The organism is Actinomycetospora sp. NBRC 106375 (genome assembly GCF_030269665.1).
Taxonomy (GTDB): domain Bacteria; phylum Actinomycetota; class Actinomycetes; order Mycobacteriales; family Pseudonocardiaceae; genus Actinomycetospora.
Map to the genome: position 1 here is coordinate 1 of NZ_BSTS01000026.1, position 19,614 is coordinate 19,614.

Consider the following 19,614-nt stretch of genomic DNA (forward strand, 5'->3'; position numbering starts at 1 on the left):
GGGAACGCCGCGCGCGTGAGGGCCCGGGCCGTCCGGACGACGCCGGCGACGGCGCCCTCGTCGTCGAGCCCACACAGGTCGAGGAGGGTCAGCACCGCCTCGGCGCTGACGACGATGGCGAGGTCCTGCACGAGATCGTCGACAGCACCCCGCCACGGCGCCAGCGCGAACTCGATGAGCTCGAACCGGTACCCGGGCCGCAGCTGTGCCACCTCGGGGCGGGTGATCACGCCCGCGAGGACGGCTCGCACCGCGCCCCGCCGCCGCAGCACGTCCCGGGCGAGCACGCCGGCGGCGGCGGCGACGCGCTCGACGGGGTCGTCGCTGTCGGCGACCGAGGCCATCGCCTCCGCGGCACCCTCGCGGCGGATCGCCTCGCCGAGCAGCGAGACGAGGTCGGGGAAGTAGCGATAGGCGGTGGCCTCGGAGACCCGCGCGGCCGCCGCGACACCGGGCATCGTCACCTCGCCGCCCGTGTCGGCGAGCTCCCGGGCCGCGGCGACGATGGCGCCGCGCGTCCGCTCCTTCTGGTGCGTGCGGGCGGTCACCGCAGCACCGGCGCCAGCACCTCGCGCATGGCGTCGGGCCGCTCGACGAAGGGCAGGTGCCCGGCCTCGGGGACCGTCACGAACTCCGCGCCCAGCGCCGCGGCGTAGGCGCGGCCGTAGTCGACGTCGACGATCCCGTCGCTCTCGCCCCAGACGACCAGCGCCGGCACGCCGACCTCCGGCAGCCGCCCGAGCAGGGCCGGATCGTGCATGTACGGGTCGCCGGCGTAGGTCGCGAACACCGCCGCGTCGTCCGCCATGGCCGCGCGGCGCTCCTCCGAGAACAGCGCCGGATCGACCCGGAAGCGGTCGGGGTCGTGATAGCTGAGGTCGGCGAGCCGGTCGAGCGGCACCGCCGAGACGTCGGTGATCGGGTGGCCGGGAACGTCGATGCCGACGGCGTTGATCAGTACGACGTCGCGCACCCGCCGCGTCCCGTGCGCCCGCTCCTCCAGCGCCATCTGCGCCGCGACCCACCCGCCGACCGAGCTGCCGACGACGGTGACGTCGCTCAGACCGAGGTCGTCGAGCAGGCGGCGGTAGGTCCGCGCGAGGTCCGGGACGGAGTCGAGGCCGGCGGGCCGGTCGGTGCCCTCGAACCCCGGGATCGTCGGCGTGAGCACCCGCAGCCCCAGGTCGGCGAGCATCGCCGACATGCCCGCCACCGACGCCGGGCCGCCGCCGCCATGCAGGACGAGCACGGGCCGGCCCGTGCCGCGGTCGTCGACGCCCAGCGCCAGCCCGTCGGACAGCACGACCTCGGACGACGGGCCGGCGGCGTACGAGGTCGCCGGCTCCGTCGCGTACCGGGCCATCACGCCCGCGACGGCGTCGCCGGAGAGCTCCTGGCCGCCCTCGATCATCGAGCGGAGGTCGCGGAAGTACTGGACGTAGAGGTCCGGGGTGAAGGTGTTGAGGATGACCGCGGGCTCGTCGCCCGGGTTCGCGAACGTGTGCGGCGCCCCGGTCGGCACCATCACCAGCGTCCGCGGGCCGGCGTCGACGCTCGTCTCGCCGACCGTGAACCGGGCGGTGCCCGAGACGACGTAGAAGCCCTCGTCGTGCTGGGCGTGCCGGTGCTGGGCGGGGCCGTCGGTGTGCGGCGCGACCGTGATCTCCCCCAGACCCAGCCGGTGGTCGGTCGTCCGCCCGTCCTCGAGGATCCGCATGCGGACCGGGCTCGTCAGCGTGATCTCCCCGTCGTCGGGCCCGACGACCGACACCTCGACCATGACCGGCCACCTCTCGTGAGAGCGAACTCGCACGACCGACGCTAGACCCGGCGAACCCGCTCGTGCAAGTCCGCTCTCACGACGAGAGTCAGGTGTCGAGCAGCTCGGGCGTGAACAGGTCCTTGACCGCCCACCGCCGGTCGGACAGGCCCTGCTCGTGGAAGTAGCGCAGGAAGGTGTCGAGCGCGGTGTGGTTGCCGGCGACGCCGTAGGGCCACCAGTCGGTGGGCAGCAGGCGGCGGTTCTCCTCGTAGAGCTCGGAGAACCACGGCACCATGACGTCGATCTGCTGCGTCTCGCGGCGGAACTCATAGTGCGCGAGCGCGGCGTCGCGCGAGGCGCAGAAGCCGTCGAAGAGCGTCCGCGCGAGCCCGGGGTCCTCGGCGAGCAGCTCCTTGCGGGCGACGACGGTGTGCATGATCGGGAAGATGCCGGTGCGGGCGTACCAGTCCCGCTCGACGTCGACGACGTCCGGGAAGAGCCGCGCGACGTTCGGCGAGCCGTCGAGGACGCACCGCGGTGGGTGCGCCGAGATCAGCGCGTCGATCTCGCCGGCCTCGAGCATCGGCCCGAGCGCGGTGCCGGCCGGTGCCGGGGCGACGTCGACCGAGGACGGGTGGCGCAGCGGCACGAAGTCGAACGGCGCCATCGGCTCGTCGGCGCCACCGATGACCCAGCGACACCGGTCCGGCGTGACGCCGTACTCCTCGGCGAGGATGCCCTTGAGCCACACACCGGGGTCGGTGCCCCAGGTGGCGAACTCGCCGACCGTCCGCCCCGCGAGGTCCTGCGGCTTCTCGATGCCGCTCGCGGTGTTGACGTAGATCGCCGAGTGCCGGAAGTGCCGGGCCGGGAAGACGGGCAGCGCCACGAACGGCGGATCGGGCAGATCGAGGGTGCGCAGGTAGAACGTCAGCCCGAGCTCGGCGACGTCGAAGGCCCGCTCCCGGACCATGCGGTCGAAGATGTCGGAGACGAGGTCGGCGCTCGAGAACGACGCGTCGACGCCGTCGAAGGTCACGGCGCCGTCGAAGAGGGCCCGCACGTGGTCGTAGCGGGCGGTCGCGACGGTGATCTGCGGTGTCATGGCTCCAGCCTCACCCTGGGACGATCGAGAAGTCCAAGACCGCCTTGAGCGGCCATTGATAACGCAGCACGATCAATAGCGTGGAGCTGCGCCAGCTCGTCTACTTCGACGCCGTCGTGCGGCACGGCGGGTTCAGCCGGGCCGCCGAGCACCTGCGGATCGCCCAGCCCGCGATCTCCGCGCAGGTCCGCAGCCTCGAGCACGAGCTGGGCGTGCGGCTGCTGTCCCGCACCACGCGACGCGTCGGGCTCACCGAGGCGGGCGCGCTCTTCCTGACGCGCGCACGGCGGGTCCTCGACGAGCTCGACGCCGCCCGCGACGAGGCCGCCGACCTGGCGGCGGTGCTGCGCGGCCGGGTCGTGCTCGGCGCGACGCCGGTACTCGCCGGCCTCGACCTCGCCGCGACCCTCGCCGCCTTCGCCGCCGACCACCCCGGCGTCCGGCTGACGCTGCGCTCCGGCCTCGTGGCCGGCCTGCTCACCGATCTCGACGCCGGCGTGCTGGACCTGGTCGTCGGGCCGGTCCACGACGACCTCTCTCCCGACCACACCGCCACGGCCCTGCGCGACGACGAGCTGGTGCTGCTCACCCCGCCCGACCACCGGCGCGCCCGGGCCCGGCGGATCGACCTCGCCGGCCTGCGTGACGAGCCGTTCGTCTGCCTGCCGCCCGACAGCGGCCTGCGCCGGGTCCTCGACACCGCCGCCGGCGAGGCGGGATTCCGGCCGCACGTGCCCTTCGAGGTGCCGACGCCCGCCGACGTCCAGGCCCTCGTCGCCGCCGGCCTCGGCGTCGCGCTGCTCGCGGCGTCGACCGTCCGCGACGACGGGCAGCCCGTCGGCGTCCACGCGGTGCGTCCCGCCCTGCGGCACCCGCCGATCGGCCTGATCCACCGTGGCGAGCAGCACCTCTCCCCTGCCGCCCGCGCCCTCGCCACCCACCTGACGCGGACGGCCGGCATGTGACACCGATCACCTCGCGACGGATTCCCGGCACCGACCCGGTCTCGACGGACGACCGCTCGAACGCCGAACGCCGGAGGCCCGCCATGCCCGTCCCCACCACCGCCCTCGTCACCGGCGCGAGCCGCGGCTTCGGTCGCGCGATCGCCGCGGCGCTCGTCGCCGCCGGCAGCGAGGTCGTCGGTATCGCTCGCAGCCCCCAGGATCTCGACGCCGTCCGCGACGACCTCGGCGAGCGCTTCGTCCCCGTCGCGGCCGACGTGACCGACGAGGACGTCGCCGCGTCGCTGATCGCCGACCGCAAGCCCGGCCTCCTCGTCCTCAACGCCGGCGTCTCCCCGCACCTGGCGCCGCTGGCCGACCAGACCTGGGAGACCTTCCGCGGCCCGTGGGACGTCGACGTCCGGCAGGCGTTCGCCTGGATGCGGGCGGCGCTGCGCGTGCCGATGGCGCCGGGCGGCGTCGTCGTGGGGATGTCGAGCGGCGCGGCGCTGGCCGGATCGCCGCTGTCCGGGGGCTACGCCGGCGCCAAGGCGACGATCCGCTTCCTGCGCACCTACGCCCACGACGAGGCGCAGCGCGCGGGGCTCGACCTGCGCTTCCACGCCCTGCTGCCCCAGCTCACGCCGCGCACGGGCCTCGGGGCGCTCGCCGTCGCCGGGTACGCGGCGCGCCACGGCGTCGACCCGGACACCCTCGCCGCGAACCTCGCCCCGGTGCTGACCCCCGAGCAGGTCGCCGACACGGTGCTCGCCGTCGCCGCGGACGACGGGGCGGCCGCGGAGTACCGGATCAGCGGCGCGGGTGCGAGCGTGCTCGGGTGAACCGTGCTCGTGTGACGGGCGACTTCGAGGCGCTCACCGCGCCGTGGCGCCGCGAGGTCTTCGCGCACTGCTACCGGCTGGTCGGCGCGACGGCGGACGCCGAGGACCTCGTGCAGGAGACCTACCTGCGTGCCTGGCGGGGCTTCGAGCGCTTCGAAGGTCGCGCCTCGGTGCGGCGCTGGCTGCACGCGATCGCGACGACCGTGTGCCTCTCGGCGCTGGAGACCCGACCCCGGCGCCCCCTGCCGTCCGGGCTCGCGGCCCCGTTCGACGACCACCGGGTCGCCGTCGCCGAGCCCCGGGAGTCGGTGCCGTGGCTCCAGCCCGCCCCCGACAGGGCGCTGGGGGTCGACGACCCCGCCACCGTCGCCGCCACCCGCGCGACGGTCCGGCTCGCGATCGTCGCCGCCCTGCAGCTGCTCCCCGCCCGCCAGCGGGCCGTTCTGACGCTGCGCGACGTCCTCGCGTTCACCACCGCCGAGGTGGCGGCGATGCTGGAGACCACGCCGGACGCGGTCGACGCGCTGCTGCGCCGCGCCCGGCGTCACCTCGCGGACGCCGCCCCGGTGCCCGACGACCTCGTCGAGCCCCCGGACCGGCGCACGCTGCTCGACGACTACGTCGAGGCCTTCACCCGCGCCGACCCGGACGCGCTGGTCGCCCTGCTGCGGGCCGACGTCGAGCTCGAGATGCCCCCGATCCCCTCGTGGTTCAGCGGGCGCGACGCCGTCGTCGGCTTCCTCGCCGCGCGGGTCCTCGGCCGGGGCCGCTGGACGATGCGGCCGACGGGCGCGAACGGGCAGCCGGCGCTCGTCGTGCACCGGCGGACGGCGGACGCCGAGCTCCCCTACGGCGTCCAGGTCCTCACCCTCGCCGGCGGCCGGATCGCCCGCATCACATCGTTCAACGACCCGTCGCTCGTCGGGCTGTTCGCCCCGGACGATCAGGCCGACGCGATCCGTGCGCGGGCCTGAGCGATCAGGCTGCGCGCCGAGGCGTGCATGCGCTCCCCCACGTCGACCGGAGCCTGGCCGGCGCAGGCGCGGACGTAGGTGCCCTCCAGCAGGACGCCGAGCTTGAAGCAGGCCATCACCGCGTACCAGGGCACGGCGGCCGGATCGGTGCCCGTGCGCTCGGCGTAGCGCGCGACCAGCTCGTCCTCGCCGCACAGGCCCTCGACCCGCGCCCAGCCCAGGTCCGTGCCGCTCACGGGCCAGGTGGCGAGCAGCCAGCCGAGGTCGAGCAGCGGGTCGGCAACCGTGGCCATCTCCCAGTCGACGATCGCGGTCACCGTCGAGCCGTCGGGGTCGATCAGCACGTTGGCGAGGTGGTAGTCGCCGTGCGCGATCGCGGGCGGACCGGACGACGGCAGCCCGCGCTCGAGCCAGTCGGCCACGTCGTCCGTCTCGTCGCCGAAGCCGGGGTAGCCCTCGACCTCGCGGTAGCGCGCGAGCTCGTCGCGCCAGCGCGGCACCTGGCGCGCGAGGAACCCCTGCGGGTTGCCGACGTCGCCCAGACCGACGGCGTCGACGTCCACCGCGTGCAGCGCGGCGAGCGCGTCGACCATCGCCGGACCCAGCCTGTGCCGCAGGCCCGCGTCGGCCGCCTGCGCCGGCGACACCCCGGTCGCGACGTTCACGCCGGGCACCTCGGCCATCGCGTAGACGACGCGTCCCGGCAGGACGCCGTCGGCTGGGGCCGTCGCGAGCAGGCGCGGGTGCGGGACGTCGGTCGTCGCGAGGGCGCCGAGCACCCGGATCTCGCGCTCGATGGCCGCGTTGCTGCCCCGGCGCAGGTGCCGGGGCCCGCTGCGGACCACGACGCGCCGGTCGGGCCCCGCCGCCCGCACCATCAGGTTCTGCGTGCCGCCGGCGAGCGGCTCGAACGTCCACGGCCCGTCGCCGAGCCCGGCGGACGCGAGCCACGCGGCGACGGCGTCGGTCTCGTCGCGTGCCAGCATGCGTCCATCTTCACCGGAGGGGGGAACGCCGCGCATGGGCGGGTTCGAGCGGCAGGTCGTGGTCGTCACCGGCGGCAGCCGCGGCATGGGCCGGGCCATGGTGACGGCGTTCGCCGCCGCCGGCGCGTCCGTGGTGATCGCGAGCCGCAAGCTCGAGGCGTGCCGCGAGCTGGCCGGGGAGGTCACCGCCGAGCACGGCGTCGACGCGCTGCCCCTGGCCTGCAACGTCTCGCGCTGGAACGACTGCGACGCCCTCGTCGACACCGTGTACGACCGGTTCGGCCGGGTGGACGTGCTGGTCAACAACGCCGGCCTCTCGCCGCTCTACCCCGCGCTCGACGAGGTGTCCGAGGCGCTCTTCGACAAGGTCGTCGGGGTGAACCTCAAGGGCCCGTTCCGGCTCGCGGCCGCGATCGGCACGCGGATGGTCGCCGCCGGCGGCGGCGCGATCGTCAACATCAGCTCGATCGCCGCCATCCGGCCCGGGCCCGCCGAGCTGCCCTACGCGATGGCGAAGGCGGGGCTCAACACCATGACCGAGGGGCTGGCGCAGGCGTTCGGCCCGACCGTCCGCGTCAACGCCGTGCAGGCCGGACCGTTCCGCACCGACATCTCGACGGCGTGGTCCCCCGACGTCGTCGCGCGCTTCGAGCAGAGCGCGGCGCTCGGCCGGATCGGGGAGCCCGAGGAGGTCGTGCCCGCCGTGCTGTACCTCGCGTCCGCGGACGCGTCGTTCACGTCGGGCGCGGTGCTGCGGGTCGACGGGGGCACCGCCTGAGCCCCCGCCGACCGCCGCCTACTTCACGAAGCGCCCGACGAAGTCCAGGCAGGTCCGCGCGACGTCCGGCCAGCCCGCGTCGATCGTCAGCGAGTGCCCCCGGCCCTCGATCTCCACGAACTCGGTCGGGAAGTGCTCGTTGCGCTTCTGCGCCTCGTAGGTCGCGGACGCGATCGCGTGCGGGGCCTGGTGGTCGAGCTCGCCGGACATGACGAGCATCGGTCCGCGGTCGTCGCCGGTCTTCTCGGCCGCCACCTCGGTGTTCGGGTTGATGTTGGCGAAGGCCGCCTGGAAGACGGGCACGCCCGACCCGGCCACGTGGTACTGCTCGTAGAGCTCGCGGGCCTCGTCCTCGCCCACCGCGTTCGCGAACCCGAAGCGGAACTGGTCGAAGGTCAGCGTCACGGCGCGGTGCCGGTTCGCCGGGTTGCCCAGCACCGGGAAGGACGCCTTGAGCGCGGCGAGCGGCAGCGGCAGCACGCCCCGCGACGGCGCGGGGTCGATCGCACAGGTGGCCGCGGACAGGCCGCGGCCCGCGAGGATCTGCACGAGCACGCCGCCGAACGAGTGGCCGATCAGCGCGGGCTTGCGGTCGAGCCGCTCGATGATCATCTGCTGGTAGGCCGCGACGTCGCCGACGCCCTTGCCCGCGAACACCTCGGGGTGGGCGTGGGCCTCCTCGACCGAGAGCGGGTCGTCGGGCCAGCCCGGGGTGACCGCCACGTAGCCGGCGTCCTCGAAGAACCTCGCCCACTGGTCCCAGCTCGAGTCGAGGAGCCACAGCCCGTGCACGAACACCACCGGCTGCTTGCCGGACGCGTTCGCGCGGTCGATCTCCTCCTGCTCCCCGGGGGTCGGCCCGGTGGGCGCCGATGCGGTCATGTCTGCTCCCGTCGCTCGATGACGGGATCGACCCTGGACGACTACAGGCCGCTCGGATGGACTGGCACTGCACGGCGCTGTGCAGAACGTGCAGACCACCGTGGAGGAGACCTCACGTGCCGTCCTCGCTGCGCTTCGCCGACGTTCCCGTGCGCGACCGGGTCGAGGTCCTCCACGAGACCGTCTGGACCCACGTCGTGCCGGTCGAGATGACGCTGCCGGCTCCCGCCGACGTCGACGTCGAGCTGCGGGTCGCCCAGGCGGGCGCCCTGAACGTCTCGTCGGCGCGGACGAGCCCGATCGCCATGGAGCGCACCAGCGCGCTCGTGCGCCGCGACCACGTCCCCCAGGTCTTCCTGGCCGTCCAGGTCGCCGGGACGACGGTGGTCGAGCAGGACGGGCGCCAGGCGCTGCTGCGGCCCGGCGACATGTCCTTCTACGACAGCACCCGGCCCTACCGCATCGAGAACCGCGGGCGCAGCGAGGTGCACTACGTCCGCATCCCGCGCGAGACCCTCGGCCTGCCCGGGCGCCGGCTGGACCCGATGGTGGCCCGACGGATCGACGCGACCGGCAACCCGCTCGCCGGGGCCGTCGGCTCGTTCTTCACCGCGCTCGCGACCTCCGACGCCCTCGACCACCCCGACGCCGCCCGGCTGGTGGCGGAGCCCGGCATCGAGCTGGTCCGGGCCCTGCTCGCCGTCCACGTGGACGCCGTCGAGCGCGCTCCTCTCGAGCGCTCGCTGGTCGTCCGTGTCGAGCAGTACGTCCGCGACCACCTGCGCGAGCGCGACCTGACTCCGCAGCGGATCGCCGCGGCGCACCACGTCTCGCTGCGCCACCTCTACGCCGTGCTCGCCGCGGCCGACGTGAGCCTGCACGACACCATCCGCGACCAGCGCCTCGCCGCGGCGCGGCGCGAGCTGCGCGACCCCCGCCACGACCACCAGGCCGTCGCCACCGTCGGGCGCCACTGGGGCTTCGTCGACCCCTCGCACTTCGGTCGCGCGTTCAAGCAGGCCTTCGGCGTCACGCCCGCGGAGTGGCGTCGGTCGGCGGGCCGCTAGTCGGGCACGAGCTCGATCCACCCGCGCACGACCTCCGGCGTCACCTGCCCGACGAGATCCGGGTGGTCCTGGCGCACGTGGGCCAGGACCTGGTCGACGACCTGCCCCTCCGCCGCACCCCGCGCCGCGTACCCGCACTCGCACGTCACCTGGTTCATCGCCCGATCCTCTCGTCCTTGCCGACTCGTCCTTCCCGACGGTGACCACCCTGGCGGGGCGCATTGCCGAATTCCTGCCGCGCGACGGTCGCCCGGCGAGTGGTCCGTCGTGTCCGGTTCCGCGCACTAGACTGCCGCGGAGTCACGCGGGCAGTCACGGCCCCGGGGGGACGCTCATGGCCGACGAGGACGCGCCGCCGGTACGGATCCAGCTCCACGGCCGCTTCGCCGTGGCCGTCGACGGGCGGACCGTCGAGCACTCCCTGCCCGGGCGCCGGGCCCGTCTGCTGGTCGCGGTGCTGGCCCACGCGCACCGGGGTGCGGTCGAGCGCTCGGCGCTGCTGGACATCCTGTGGCGCCCCACCGAGCCGGGCGACGGCGCCGCCGCGACGTTCTCCGCGCTCCTCTCGAAGGTCCGGACGCTACTGGCACCCGCCGAGATCCGGGGCCGCGGCTGCCTGCAGCTCGTGCTCCCGGCCGGGTCGGTCGTCGACGCGGCGGTGGCCGAGGGCGCGCTGCACGCCGCCGAGTCGGCGAGCGCGCGGGAGGACTGGCCGCGGGCGTGGACCGAGGCCCTCAGCGCGCTGTTCGTGACCCAGCGGGGCTTCCTCGGCGACTTCGACGACCCCTGGAGCGAGGACCGCCGTCGCGACGCCGCGCACCGGCACCGCCGGGTGCTCGCCTGCTACGGCGAGGCGTGCCTGCACCTGGGCCCGGGCGAGCTCGGCGGCGCCGAGCGCAGCGCCCGGGCACTGATCGATCTCGACCCGCTCGCCGAGACCGGCCACCGGCTGCTCATGCGCGCCCTCGTCGCCCAGGACGACCGGGCCGCCGCCCTGGGCGTCTACGAGCAGATGCGGCGGGCGCTGCGCGAGCAGCTCGGGACCGCCCCGAGCGCGAGCACCCGCGAGCTCCACGCCGCCCTGCTGCGCTGACCCCGGTCCTGGGCAGCAGTCAGCCCGCGAGGAACGTCGTCACGACGTCCAGCACGAGCGCCGTGCGGGCCAGGCCGGAGAAGTGCGTGGTGCCCGGCAGCACCGCGAGCTGGGAGGTCGGCACACCGGCGAAGTCGCCGTTGACGTCGCCGCCGCGCAGGCGCAGGAAGCGCACGGCGTGCTCGAGCCGCACGGCGTCGCAGTCGCCCACGGTGATCAGCGTCGGGGCGGCGATGCCCTCGATCTCGGCGTCGCTCCACCCCGGCCCGCCGTCGAAGGCGCCGAGCTTGTCCAGCAGGCCCTGCAGGCCCTCGGGGTGCGGCGACTTCGCCCGGTAGGACTCCGCCATCGGCGTGCCCTCGATCATGTCGACGGTCATCGCGCCCACGGCCTCGGCGTTCTCCGGGCGCATGCCGTCCGGCGAGAACGACACCGACGACACGACGATCCGGCGCACCAGCTCCGGGTGCCGCACCGCGAGGTCCAGGGTCACGGCACCACCGACGCTGAACCCGAACACGTCGACACGCTCCACGCCGAGGTGCGCGAGCAGGCCGACGACGTCCTCGGCGAGCGCGGCGCTCGACAGCGGGCGGTCGAGGTCGTTCGTGCGGCCGTGGCCCTGGAAGTCGGTGGCGATGACCGGTGATCATGGAACTTCTCCGTTCGGGGCGGGCGGTGATCTCACCCCCGCGTCGAACGACCCGGCGGTTCTTCGACAGCACCCCGCAGGAGTTCCTCAGTCGTCCAGCAGCCGCATCCCCGCGTCGAGGGCGGGCAGCAGCAGCGACCGCGGCGCGAACCGCCCGCCGAGGGTGCTGAGCTGGTTGATCAGCCCCGGGGTGACGGAGCGGTCGCCGCGGGCCATCGCGGCGACGCCGGCCTCGGCGACGTCCTCCGCCGCGCCGACGACGAGGTCGGGCACCCGGTCGAACCCGTCGGTGTCGGCTGCGTCCGCGAAGCCGGTGCGGGTCAGGCCGGGGCTGACGGTGGTGAGGGTGACGTCGGTGCCGGACAGCTCGGCGTGCACGGCCTCGGAGAACGACTGGACGAAGGCCTTGCTCGCCGCGTAGCTCGCCGCGCCCGGCAGCGGCTGGAACGCGGTGATCGACGAGACGTTGAGGACGGCGCCGCGCCCACCCCGCCGGACCAGCGCCCCCACGGCGGCGACGGTCAGGTCGTGCAGGGCGAGCACGTTGAGCCGGACGAGGCCGTCGAGCGCGGCCCGCTGCCCGTCGTCCCCGGCGAGGTCGGCCACGCGGCCCGTGACGCCGAAGCCGGCGGCGTTGACGAGCCCGACCACGCGCTCGTCGTCGACGAGCCCGCGGACCTCGGCGAGGCCGGCGTCGGTGCCGAGGTCCGCGGGGTGCACCTCCGCCTCGAGGCCGGAGACGCGCGTGAGCTCCTCGGCGAGGTCGGCGAGCGCGTCGCCGCGGCGCGCGACGAGCGTGGTCGGGTGGCCGCGGGCGGCGAGCGCCCGGGCGACGGCGGCGCCGATCCCGGAGGACGCACCCGTGACGAGGACACGGGCGAGGGGCCCGGGCGGCGGCAGTGGCATGGCCCCCGAGTACCCCCGGAGCTTGCGTTCGAGCGCACTCGAAGGCATACCGTCGACGGCGTGCCAGGTTCGATCATGGGAACGGCCGTCCGCCGCGTCGAGGACCCCGAGCTCCTCCGCGGCCACGCCACGTACGTCGACAACATCGTCCCCGCGGGGACCCTCCACTGCGTCTTCGTGCGCTCCCCGCTCGCGCACGCGCGCGTCGGAGCCGTGGACGCCGCGAAGGCGCGGGAGGCGCCCGGGGTGGTGGCCGTGCTGACGAGTGAGGACGTCGCGGACATCCCCGACCACCGCCCGTTCATGGTCCTCAACGACGCGTGCGCGCGGCCGCTGCTGGCCCGGGGCAAGGTGCGCTTCGTCGGCGACATGGTGGCCGCGGTCGTCGCCACCACCCGGGCGGAGGCGGTCGACGCCGCGGAGCTCGTGGAGATCGACTACGACCCGCTCGAGCCCGTCGTCGACGCCGAGGCCGCCCTCGGCGACGGCGCGCCGCTGCAGTTCGAGGAGCTCGGGTCGAACCTCGCGGCCGGCGTCCGCGACCCCGACGACGTGCACCCGCTCGACGGCGCCGACGTCGTGGTGCGCGCCCGGATCGTCAACCAGCGCCTGGCCGTGGCGTCGATGGAGGGCAACGCGGTCACCGCCACGCCCGGTGGGACGGACCAGCCGTACGACATGACCGTGCACGTCTCCACGCAGATGCCGCACGGGCTGCGCGGGCAGGTCGCGGCGCAGTGGGGCTGGGACAGCGAGCGGGTGCGCGTGATCGCCCCGGACGTCGGCGGCGGCTTCGGGGGCAAGGCCGGGATGGCGCCCGAGCACGCCGTCGTCATCGAGGCCGCGCGGCAGCTGGGCCGGGCCGTGACCTGGACCGAGACGCGCTCCGAGAACCTCACCGCGATGCCGCACGGCCGCGGCCAGGTGCAGTACGGCGAGCTCGGGCTGCGCCGCGACGGGACCATCGTCGGTCTGCGGGCGCGGGTGGTCGGCGACGCCGGGGCCTACGCCGGGTTCGGCGGCGCGCTCGCCCTCGGCCCGACCCGCAACATGGCCCAGGGCGTGTACCGCATCCCGACCATCGCCTACGACGCCGCGGCCGCGCTGACCACGACGACGCCCATGGGCGCGTTCCGCGGGGCCGGGCGCCCGGAGGCCGCGGCGATGCTCGAGCGCCTGGTCGACATGGCCGCCCGCGAGCTCGACGTCGACCCCGTGGAACTGCGGCGGAAGAACTTCCTCCAGCCCGACGAGTTCCCGCTGACCACGCAGACCGGATCGCTCTACGACTCGGGCGACTACGCGACCGCGCTGGACAAGGCGCTGGAGATCGCCGGGTACTCCGAGCTGCGCCGCGACCAGGCCGAGCGCCGTGCCCGCGGGGACCGGGTCGCGCTCGGGATCGGCCTCGCGGTCTACGTCGAGGTCACCGCCGGGGGCGGCGGCGCGGAGTACGGCTCCGTCACCGTCGACGCCGACGGCGGCGCGACGGTGTCGGTGGGCACCTCGGCGCACGGCCAGGGCCACGCGACCTCGTTCGCGATGATCGTCGCCGACCGGCTCGGCATCCCGATGGACCAGGTGCGTTTCGTGCAGTCCGACACCGCGGCGGTGCCGCGCGGCGGCGGGACGGGCGGATCGCGGTCGCTGCAGCTCGCCGGCTCGAGCGTCCTCGTCGCCGCGGAGACGGTGCTGGAGCGGGCCCGGGACGTCGTCGCCACCGCGCTGGAGGCCGACGCGGACGACATCACTGCGGTGGACGAAGGTCTCGGCGTCGCGGGCGTGCCCGACCGATCGCTGTCCTGGCGGGAGATCGCGGCCGCGGCGGGCGAGCAGGGTGTGTCGCTCACCGAGGTCCGCGACGAGGCGCAGGCCGGGGCCACCTACCCCTTCGGCGCCCACGTGTCGGTGGTCGAGGTCGACCTCGACACCGGGCGGGTCACACCCGTGCGCCACGTCGCGGTCGACGACTGCGGCACGGTGCTCAACCCGACCCTCGTCGCCGGCCAGCAGCACGGCGGGCTCGCGCAGGGGATCTCGCAGGCGCTCTGGGAGGGCTTCTCCTACGACGCCGACGGCAACCCGTCGACCGGCAGCTTCGCGGCCTACCTGCTGCCCACCGCGGCCGAGCTCCCGAGCTACGAGGCCGCGAGCACCGAGACGCCGACGCCCTACAACCCGCTCGGGGCCAAGGGCATCGGCGAGGCCGCGACGATCGGGTCGACGCCCGCGGTGCAGAACGCCGTCGTCGACGCGCTCGCCCCGCTGGGCGTGCGCCACGTCGACATGCCGCTGACGCCCGACCGCGTCTGGCGGGCGATCCGCGACGCCGAGGCCGGGACCGCGGCCGACCCGTGGACGGAGCCGCCGGCCTTCTTCGCGGCGCTGCCCGTGCGCGGGGACTCGGCGGACCCGGAGGCCGCGGCCGTCGACGTGTGAGCACGTCCCCCCGCCCACTTCAAGCTATAGCGGGCGGGGGGACTTGCCGCAAGACCCGGGTCGTTCCCCAGAATCGCCGCCTCACGGCGGTGAACAGGGGGAACGCGTGATTGACGTGATCGTCGCCGGCGGTGGCCCGACCGGCATGATGCTGGCGGCCGAGCTGCGGCTCCACGGAGTGCAGGTCGTCGTCCTCGAGAAGGCCGCGGAACGCGCGCCGTACGTCCGCTCGCTCGGCCTGCACGTGCGCAGCATCGAGCTGATGGACGCGCGCGGGCTGCTCGACCGGTTCCTCGAGCACGGCACGACCCACCCGCTGGGCGGGTTCTTCGCCGGCATCCCGAAGCCGCCCCCGACCGGGCTGGACACGGCGCACGGCTACGTGCTCGGCATCCCGCAGACGATCACTGACCGGCTGCTCGAGGAGCACGCGGTCGAGGTCGGCGCCGACATCCGGCGCGGGTGCGAGCTGGTGGGGCTGGAGCAGGACGAGCACGGCGTCACCGCGGAGCTCGCGGACGGCACCCGCCTGCGCGCCGGCCGGCTCGTCGGGTGCGACGGCGGACGCAGCCCGGTCCGCAAGCTGCTCGGCGTCGGGTTCCCCGGCGAGCCCGCGACGCGCGAGACGCTGATCGGCGAGATGGAGGTCGGTGTCCCCGCGGAGACCGTGACCTCCGTCGTCGAGGAGGTGCGCCGCACCGAGCGGTGGTTCGGCGTCGGCCCCGCCGGCGAGGACGGCGTGTACCGCGTCGTCGTGGCGGCCGCCGGGATCACCAGCGAAGGCGGGGCCCCACCGACGCTCGACGAGGTCCGGACGCGGCTGCGGGCGGTCGCGGGGACCGACTTCGGCGTGCACTCCCCGCGCTGGCTCTCCCGCTTCGGCGACGCCACGCGACAGGCCGAGCGCTACCGCGCCGGGCGGGTCCTGCTCGCCGGGGACGCGGCGCACATCCACCCGCCCACCGGCGGGCAGGGGCTCAACCTCGGGATCCAGGACGCGGTCAACCTCGGCTGGAAGCTAGCCGCCACGGTGCGGGGCGAGGCACCGGCCGGGCTGCTCGACACGTACGAGTACGAGCGGCACCCGGTGGCCGCCGACGTCCTGGAGAACACCCGCGCCCAGGTGGAGCTGATGCGCCCGGAGGCCGGGCCGCGCTCGGTGCAGCGTCTGGTCTCCCGCCTCATGGACTTCGCGGAGGTCAGCCGCTACCTCACCGAGATGATCACGGCCATCAGCATCCGGTACGACCTGGGCGACGACCACCCGCTCGTCGGCCGCCGGCTGCGGGACGTCCCGCTGACCGGCGGCCGCCTCTACGAGCGGATGCGCGCGGGACGCGGCCTGCTCCTCGACCGCACGGGCGGGCTCACGGTCGCCGGCTGGGCGGACCGGGTCGACCACGTCGTCGACGCGGGGGCGGACCTCTCCGTGGCACGGGGCGCGGACCCCGCGTTGTCCGCGGTGCTGCTGCGCCCGGACGGCCACGTCGCGTGGGCCGGCGGTGAGCAGGACCGGGAGCAGCTGGCCGAGCGGCTGGCGGCGTGGTTCGGGCCCGGCCGTCCCGGTCACGGCCCGGACCACGCCCCGGGCCGCGACACCGCGACGGTCAGGAGCGGGCTCGCGGGCGGGGCGTGAGCGGGAAGACCGGGGCCGGCGAGCAGACGCCGCACCGCCGCCGCTGGGCCTCGAGGTCCCCGCCGTCGGCCCAGACGCGGACGACGTCGACCGCGTACGACCGGCGCGGGACCGGGATCTCGTCGTACCGGTGGTGGTGCAGCGTGCCGTCGCGCAGCGCGGCGCGCAGGCGGGCGATGCCGGCACGGAGCCGGGTGCCGTCAAGGGCGGTGACGGGGGTGACGGTCGTGGGGACGGGGGAGAGCTCCGGGGACGCGGTCATGTCTCCGGCAACGGCCGGCGCGACACCGAACTGGATCACCCACAAGGTGCGGCGCGCCGACTGGACACCTCACACGGGACACACCCGGGACCCGCAGGGCCGCACCCGGAACCTCACCCGGGCACGCCGCCGCAGGCCGCCCAGACCATCGCGGCGGTGCGACGCGCCCAGTCGTCGCCGAGGTCCTCCCCGCAGGCGGCGTGCGCCAGCCACGATCCGGCGAGGAGGTCCTCCGCCGTGGCGTGGTCCGCCTGCGCCCGCAGGGCCCCGGCGGCGACCCCGGCCGCCAGGCAGTCCCGCAGGCGCCGCCGGCGGGGCTCCACGAGCTGGTGGCGGACCTGCTCGCGGACGCGCGAGTGGGTCCCCTGCAGCAGCGCCACGGCGACGAGCGCGGTCGCGTCCGTCTCGGTGACGAAGCGGCGGAAGCGCTCGAGCTCGGCCACGAGGTCGGCGTACGGGTCGCCCGTCGCCGGGGCGAGGCCGCCGTCGGCGATCGTCCCGAGCGCGGCCACGGCCAGCTCGGTGCGGCCGGTCCAGCGGCGGTACACGGCCGCCCGCGTCGTCCCGGCCTCCTCGGCGACCGCCGCGACCGACAGGCCCGGGAGCCCGGCACTACGCAGGTGGCGCAGCGCGACCTCGAGGACGTGCCGGTCGATCTCGACGTTGCGCGGCCGGCCCCCGACACCGGCCGGGCTGGCGCGCTCGATCTCCTGCTCCGCGGGCGGCACCCCTATCAGGTGACCCAGCACCCGGGATACACAAACGTTCTGTAACCCCGCCACCGGGGGTGACGCGGACGTCGAACGTCGGACTCTCACGTGGAGCGAGAGAGATTACGCCGTCCGAGTGAGGACGCGAGGTGGACAACCCTGAGGACACCTGAGAGATGCCACGGTGCGTGTTGTCACCGCACTGTGACGATGTTAACGTTTCGATCGATTCGATACATGTCTGCCGTGTATCGCCGGGGGTGTGGCGGGGCGATCGCACGGCGGCGGGGAGGGCTGCGCAATGATCACGAACCGGGATCTGGACGTCATCGGCCTGCGCGGCCTCACCCCTCCGGCCGCCGCGGCCCCCAGGCCCCGCTCCGCGTCCCCCGACGAGGCGGACACCTTCGAGCTCGTCCGCGACGTGCCGACCCTGCACGGCGGCTGGTCGCTGCGGTGCCGGCACGCGGGGCGCGTGGCGTGGTCGATGCCCCTGGCCTCGCGGGGTGCCGCGCCCGGCGTGCGACCGGCCGTCGCCCAGGCCGTCGCGGTGCGCGTGCTCTCCGAGCTCGGCGTCTTCGTCAGCGGGTGGAACCAGCTCGACGACGGTGACGACGGGTCCGTCGACGACGCCTGGCGCTTCGTCGCCCGGCGCCCGCACGGCGCCGACGCCGTGCCGGTGTAGGCGGCCACCGACTCCTTACGATCATCGGGGTGGGCACACCCTGGGCACTGGTGGCGGGCGGGTCCGGCGGCATCGGGCGCGCGATCGGGCGGCGCCTCGCCGCCGATGAGTGGGACGTCGCGCTGACCTACCGGAGCCGGCCGGAGGCGGCGGCCGCCGCGGCCGCGGAGGTGGAGGCGGCCGGCCGCCGGGCGATCACGGTGCCGCTCGACCTCGAGGACGCGGCGGCGACCGCCGAGGTCGTGCGCACCGCGACCCCCGAGCCGGTGCACGCCGTGGTCTACGCGGCGGGCCCGCACATCCCGATGCGCTACCTCTCCTCGATCACGCCCGACGAGTACCGCCGGCAGATCCTCGGCGACACGGTCGCCGCCTACAACCTGTTCCACCCCGCCCTCGAGGTGCTGCGCGCGACGCGGGGCTGCCTCGTCGCCCTCGTGACCCCGGCGATCGAGCGCTACTCGAAGAAGGACGCGCTGTCGTCCGCGCCGAAGGCCGGCGTCGCCGCGACGGTCCGCGGCATCGCCGCCGAGGAGGGCCGCTACGGCGTGCGTGCCAACTGCGTGGGCGTCGGGCTCATCGAGGGCGAGGGCATGTGGCGTGAGCTCGTCGCGCGCGGCGACTACACCGACGAGCTGCTCGACACCGCCCGCCGCAACCTCGCGCTGCGGCGCTTCGGCTCGGTCGACGACGTCGCCGAGGTCGTCGCCTTCCTGACCTCGTCGCGGGCCGGGTGGATCACGGGCCAGACCGTCGACGTCGACGGCGGCTACGCCCTCTGAGCCGCCGCGACCCCGATGTCGCGCTGCGGGTCGATCCCCGCGAGCTTCGGCAGGACCTGCTCGCTGTAGACGTCGAACGACCGCTCCGCGACGTCCTGGGGCATGCCGCCGAAGGCGAAGAGGTTGACCACGCCGCCGGCGTCGAGCGCCCGGATCCGCTCGACGGTCTGCTCGACGAGCTCGTCGGGCGTACCGCCCATCTGCAGGTCGGCGAGGAACCGGTTGAACGCCGGCAGCCCGTGCTTGGTGATGTTGCGCCGCAGCCCCGCGTAGTACTCGTAGCCCGGGACGTGCTCCAGCCGCTCGTTCGTGAACTCGTAGTGGTCGATCGTCGAGCGCGCGTAGGCGGTGGCGTACTCGTCGTGCAGCTCGCGCGCCCGCACCGGGTCCGGGTCGACCGTCGTGAAGTTGACCAGCACCGGCGCGGGCGGGTTGGCGCCGTGGATCCCGCGGAACAGCTCGGCGTACTCGCGGGTCTCGCGGACGGTGACCTCCCACGGCTTCTGCGCGATGAGCATGAGCCCGTAGCCCAGCGTCGCCATGATCCGCGCGGACTCGGGCGACACCGCCGAGGCGTAGGTCCGCCCGCGGAAGCTGGTGAAGGCCGGCGGGTGCAGCTCGGCACGCGGCTGGCGGTAGAGCTCGCCGTCGGCCTCGATGGCCCCGGTCTCGAACGCCGACGAGATCGCCGTCGCGTACTCGACGAACCGCTGCCGCGACTCCCCCATGTCGAGACGGAACCCGTCGAACTCGATCGATCCCAGGCCGCGCCCGAGCCCGAGCACCACGCGCCCGCCCGACACCGAGTCGAGCCACGCGATCTCCTCGGCCACCCGCACCGGGTCGTGCCAGGGCAGCACCACGACCATCGTGCCCAGCCGTGCGTGGGTCGTCCGGCCCGCGAGGTAGGTCAACAGCTGGGCCGGGTTCGGCATCATGTGGTAGCGCGTGAAGTGGTGCTCCGCGGTCCACAGCGAGGAGAACCCGCGCGGCTCGGCCCGCTCCGCCAGCGCCAGCCCGCCGCGGAGCACGTCGTGGTCGTCGCGCCCGTCCTCCAGGCCCTGGAAGAACAGCCCCATCCCGACGTGCACATCCCACCTCACTGTGTT

The 19,614-nt window shown here is 75.0% G+C and carries 21 protein-coding genes; 10 read left to right on the forward strand and 11 right to left on the reverse strand.

What is annotated here, in order from left to right; genetic code table 11:
• From QSK03_RS29290 to QSK03_RS29300, 3 genes are all read right to left on the reverse strand, one after another.
• A partial coding sequence (locus tag QSK03_RS29290) for a TetR/AcrR family transcriptional regulator (protein WP_285659119.1) occupies nt 1-548 on the reverse strand: 548 nt, incomplete at its 3' end.
• A complete protein-coding gene (locus QSK03_RS29295; RefSeq protein WP_285659120.1) occupies nt 545-1,780 on the reverse strand; it encodes an alpha/beta fold hydrolase in 1,236 nt (411 codons plus the stop codon). The genes QSK03_RS29295 and QSK03_RS29290, both read right to left, overlap by 4 nt.
• Before the next feature lie 88 nt (nt 1,781-1,868).
• The gene (locus tag QSK03_RS29300; protein WP_285659121.1) at nt 1,869-2,867 is read right to left on the reverse strand and encodes a substrate-binding domain-containing protein; all 999 of its coding nucleotides are present in this window, start codon (nt 2,865-2,867) and stop codon (nt 1,869-1,871) included.
• A gap of 80 nt (nt 2,868-2,947) precedes the next feature.
• On the opposite strand from QSK03_RS29300, the gene QSK03_RS29305 reads away from it, so the two are divergent.
• The 3 genes from QSK03_RS29305 to QSK03_RS29315 all read left to right on the forward strand — a co-directional run bounded on the left by QSK03_RS29305 (nt 2,948) and on the right by QSK03_RS29315 (nt 5,627).
• A complete protein-coding gene (locus tag QSK03_RS29305; RefSeq protein WP_285659122.1) occupies nt 2,948-3,832 on the forward strand; it encodes a LysR family transcriptional regulator in 885 nt (294 codons plus the stop codon).
• Nucleotides 3,833-3,915: 83 nt separating this feature from the next.
• Nucleotides 3,916-4,653, forward strand: coding sequence for an SDR family oxidoreductase (locus QSK03_RS29310; protein ID WP_285659123.1), 738 nt, complete (start codon nt 3,916-3,918; stop codon nt 4,651-4,653).
• A gap of 11 nt (nt 4,654-4,664) precedes the next feature.
• Nucleotides 4,665-5,627, forward strand: a complete 963-nt coding sequence (locus tag QSK03_RS29315) for an RNA polymerase subunit sigma-70 (protein ID WP_285659124.1) — start codon at nt 4,665-4,667, stop codon at nt 5,625-5,627.
• Here QSK03_RS29315 and QSK03_RS29320 read toward each other — a convergent pair.
• Complete coding sequence (locus QSK03_RS29320; RefSeq protein ID WP_285659125.1) at nt 5,597-6,613, reverse strand: phosphotransferase family protein; 1,017 nt, start codon at nt 6,611-6,613, stop codon at nt 5,597-5,599. The genes QSK03_RS29315 and QSK03_RS29320 overlap by 31 nt on opposite strands.
• A 34-nt stretch (nt 6,614-6,647) precedes the next feature.
• Between QSK03_RS29320 and QSK03_RS29325 the strand changes: the two genes are divergently transcribed.
• Complete coding sequence (locus QSK03_RS29325) at nt 6,648-7,391, forward strand: SDR family NAD(P)-dependent oxidoreductase (protein WP_285659126.1); 744 nt, start codon at nt 6,648-6,650, stop codon at nt 7,389-7,391.
• Nucleotides 7,392-7,409: 18 nt separating this feature from the next.
• Here QSK03_RS29325 and QSK03_RS29330 read toward each other — a convergent pair whose 3' ends face one another.
• Nucleotides 7,410-8,273 carry an alpha/beta hydrolase gene (locus tag QSK03_RS29330; RefSeq protein WP_285659127.1) on the reverse strand — a complete coding sequence of 288 codons (864 nt, stop codon included), beginning with the start codon at nt 8,271-8,273 and terminating at the stop codon, nt 7,410-7,412.
• 116 nt (nt 8,274-8,389) lie between these two features.
• Between QSK03_RS29330 and QSK03_RS29335 the strand changes: the two genes are divergently transcribed.
• The gene (locus QSK03_RS29335; protein ID WP_285659128.1) at nt 8,390-9,340 is read left to right on the forward strand and encodes an AraC-like ligand-binding domain-containing protein; all 951 of its coding nucleotides are present in this window, start codon (nt 8,390-8,392) and stop codon (nt 9,338-9,340) included.
• On the opposite strand, the gene QSK03_RS29340 is transcribed toward QSK03_RS29335, so the two are convergent.
• Nucleotides 9,337-9,498 carry a DUF1059 domain-containing protein gene (locus QSK03_RS29340; RefSeq protein ID WP_285659129.1) on the reverse strand — a complete coding sequence of 54 codons (162 nt, stop codon included), beginning with the start codon at nt 9,496-9,498 and terminating at the stop codon, nt 9,337-9,339. The genes QSK03_RS29335 and QSK03_RS29340 overlap by 4 nt on opposite strands.
• 176 nt (nt 9,499-9,674) lie before the next feature.
• Here QSK03_RS29340 and QSK03_RS29345 point away from each other — a divergent pair, with 176 nt between their 5' ends.
• Nucleotides 9,675-10,433: an AfsR/SARP family transcriptional regulator gene (locus QSK03_RS29345; RefSeq protein ID WP_285659130.1), complete on the forward strand. Its 759-nt coding sequence runs from the start codon at nt 9,675-9,677 to the stop codon at nt 10,431-10,433.
• Nucleotides 10,434-10,452: 19 nt separating this feature from the next.
• Here the strand turns inward: QSK03_RS29345 and QSK03_RS29350 are convergent, their stop codons facing one another.
• Together QSK03_RS29350 and QSK03_RS29355 are read right to left on the reverse strand one after the other, a co-directional pair.
• Nucleotides 10,453-11,022, reverse strand: coding sequence for an alpha/beta fold hydrolase (locus QSK03_RS29350; protein ID WP_285659171.1), 570 nt, complete (start codon nt 11,020-11,022; stop codon nt 10,453-10,455).
• Nucleotides 11,023-11,172: 150 nt separating this feature from the next.
• Nucleotides 11,173-11,991: an SDR family NAD(P)-dependent oxidoreductase gene (locus tag QSK03_RS29355; RefSeq protein WP_285659131.1), complete on the reverse strand. Its 819-nt coding sequence runs from the start codon at nt 11,989-11,991 to the stop codon at nt 11,173-11,175.
• Between the two features lie 75 nt (nt 11,992-12,066).
• On the opposite strand from QSK03_RS29355, the gene QSK03_RS29360 reads away from it, so the two are divergent.
• Both QSK03_RS29360 and rox read left to right on the forward strand, forming a co-directional pair.
• Nucleotides 12,067-14,430 (forward strand): xanthine dehydrogenase family protein molybdopterin-binding subunit, encoded by a 2,364-nt coding sequence (locus tag QSK03_RS29360; protein WP_285659132.1) that lies wholly within the window; start codon nt 12,067-12,069, stop codon nt 14,428-14,430.
• Nucleotides 14,431-14,536: 106 nt separating this feature from the next.
• A complete protein-coding gene (rox, locus tag QSK03_RS29365; RefSeq protein WP_285659133.1) occupies nt 14,537-16,066 on the forward strand; it encodes a rifampin monooxygenase in 1,530 nt (509 codons plus the stop codon).
• On the opposite strand, the gene QSK03_RS29370 is transcribed toward rox, so the two are convergent.
• Nucleotides 16,038-16,328 (reverse strand): hypothetical protein, encoded by a 291-nt coding sequence (locus QSK03_RS29370; protein WP_285659134.1) that lies wholly within the window; start codon nt 16,326-16,328, stop codon nt 16,038-16,040. The genes rox and QSK03_RS29370 overlap by 29 nt on opposite strands.
• A 113-nt stretch (nt 16,329-16,441) precedes the next feature.
• Nucleotides 16,442-17,077, reverse strand: coding sequence for a TetR/AcrR family transcriptional regulator (locus QSK03_RS29375; protein ID WP_285659135.1), 636 nt, complete (start codon nt 17,075-17,077; stop codon nt 16,442-16,444).
• A gap of 262 nt (nt 17,078-17,339) precedes the next feature.
• Between QSK03_RS29375 and QSK03_RS29380 the strand changes: the two genes are divergently transcribed.
• Nucleotides 17,340-17,723, forward strand: coding sequence for a hypothetical protein (locus QSK03_RS29380; RefSeq protein ID WP_285659136.1), 384 nt, complete (start codon nt 17,340-17,342; stop codon nt 17,721-17,723).
• Between the two features lie 29 nt (nt 17,724-17,752).
• Entirely contained in the window at nt 17,753-18,505 is a 753-nt protein-coding gene (locus QSK03_RS29385; RefSeq protein WP_285659137.1) for an SDR family NAD(P)-dependent oxidoreductase, read from the forward strand.
• Here the strand turns inward: QSK03_RS29385 and QSK03_RS29390 are convergent.
• Nucleotides 18,493-19,596 carry an LLM class flavin-dependent oxidoreductase gene (locus tag QSK03_RS29390; RefSeq protein WP_285659138.1) on the reverse strand — a complete coding sequence of 368 codons (1,104 nt, stop codon included), beginning with the start codon at nt 19,594-19,596 and terminating at the stop codon, nt 18,493-18,495. The genes QSK03_RS29385 and QSK03_RS29390 overlap by 13 nt on opposite strands.
• Nucleotides 19,597-19,614: the final 18 nt, after the last annotated feature.

Excerpts from the sequence above, each read along its gene's own strand:
- QSK03_RS29295 (WP_285659120.1), bottom strand. The coding sequence starts at position 1,780 with ATGGTCGAGGTGTCGGTCGTCGGGCCCGACGACGGGGAGATCACGCTG.
- QSK03_RS29300 (WP_285659121.1), bottom strand. The coding sequence starts at position 2,867 with ATGACACCGCAGATCACCGTCGCGACCGCCCGCTACGACCACGTGCGG.
- QSK03_RS29310 (WP_285659123.1), top strand. The coding sequence starts at position 3,916 with ATGCCCGTCCCCACCACCGCCCTCGTCACCGGCGCGAGCCGCGGCTTC.
- QSK03_RS29320 (WP_285659125.1), bottom strand. The coding sequence starts at position 6,613 with ATGCTGGCACGCGACGAGACCGACGCCGTCGCCGCGTGGCTCGCGTCC.
- QSK03_RS29325 (WP_285659126.1), top strand. The coding sequence starts at position 6,648 with ATGGGCGGGTTCGAGCGGCAGGTCGTGGTCGTCACCGGCGGCAGCCGC.
- QSK03_RS29330 (WP_285659127.1), bottom strand. The coding sequence starts at position 8,273 with ATGACCGCATCGGCGCCCACCGGGCCGACCCCCGGGGAGCAGGAGGAG.
- QSK03_RS29340 (WP_285659129.1), bottom strand. The coding sequence starts at position 9,498 with ATGAACCAGGTGACGTGCGAGTGCGGGTACGCGGCGCGGGGTGCGGCG.
- QSK03_RS29345 (WP_285659130.1), top strand. The coding sequence starts at position 9,675 with ATGGCCGACGAGGACGCGCCGCCGGTACGGATCCAGCTCCACGGCCGC.
- QSK03_RS29355 (WP_285659131.1), bottom strand. The coding sequence starts at position 11,991 with ATGCCACTGCCGCCGCCCGGGCCCCTCGCCCGTGTCCTCGTCACGGGT.
- QSK03_RS29360 (WP_285659132.1), top strand. The coding sequence starts at position 12,067 with ATGGGAACGGCCGTCCGCCGCGTCGAGGACCCCGAGCTCCTCCGCGGC.
- QSK03_RS29370 (WP_285659134.1), bottom strand. The coding sequence starts at position 16,328 with ATGACCGCGTCCCCGGAGCTCTCCCCCGTCCCCACGACCGTCACCCCC.
- QSK03_RS29380 (WP_285659136.1), top strand. The coding sequence starts at position 17,340 with ATGATCACGAACCGGGATCTGGACGTCATCGGCCTGCGCGGCCTCACC.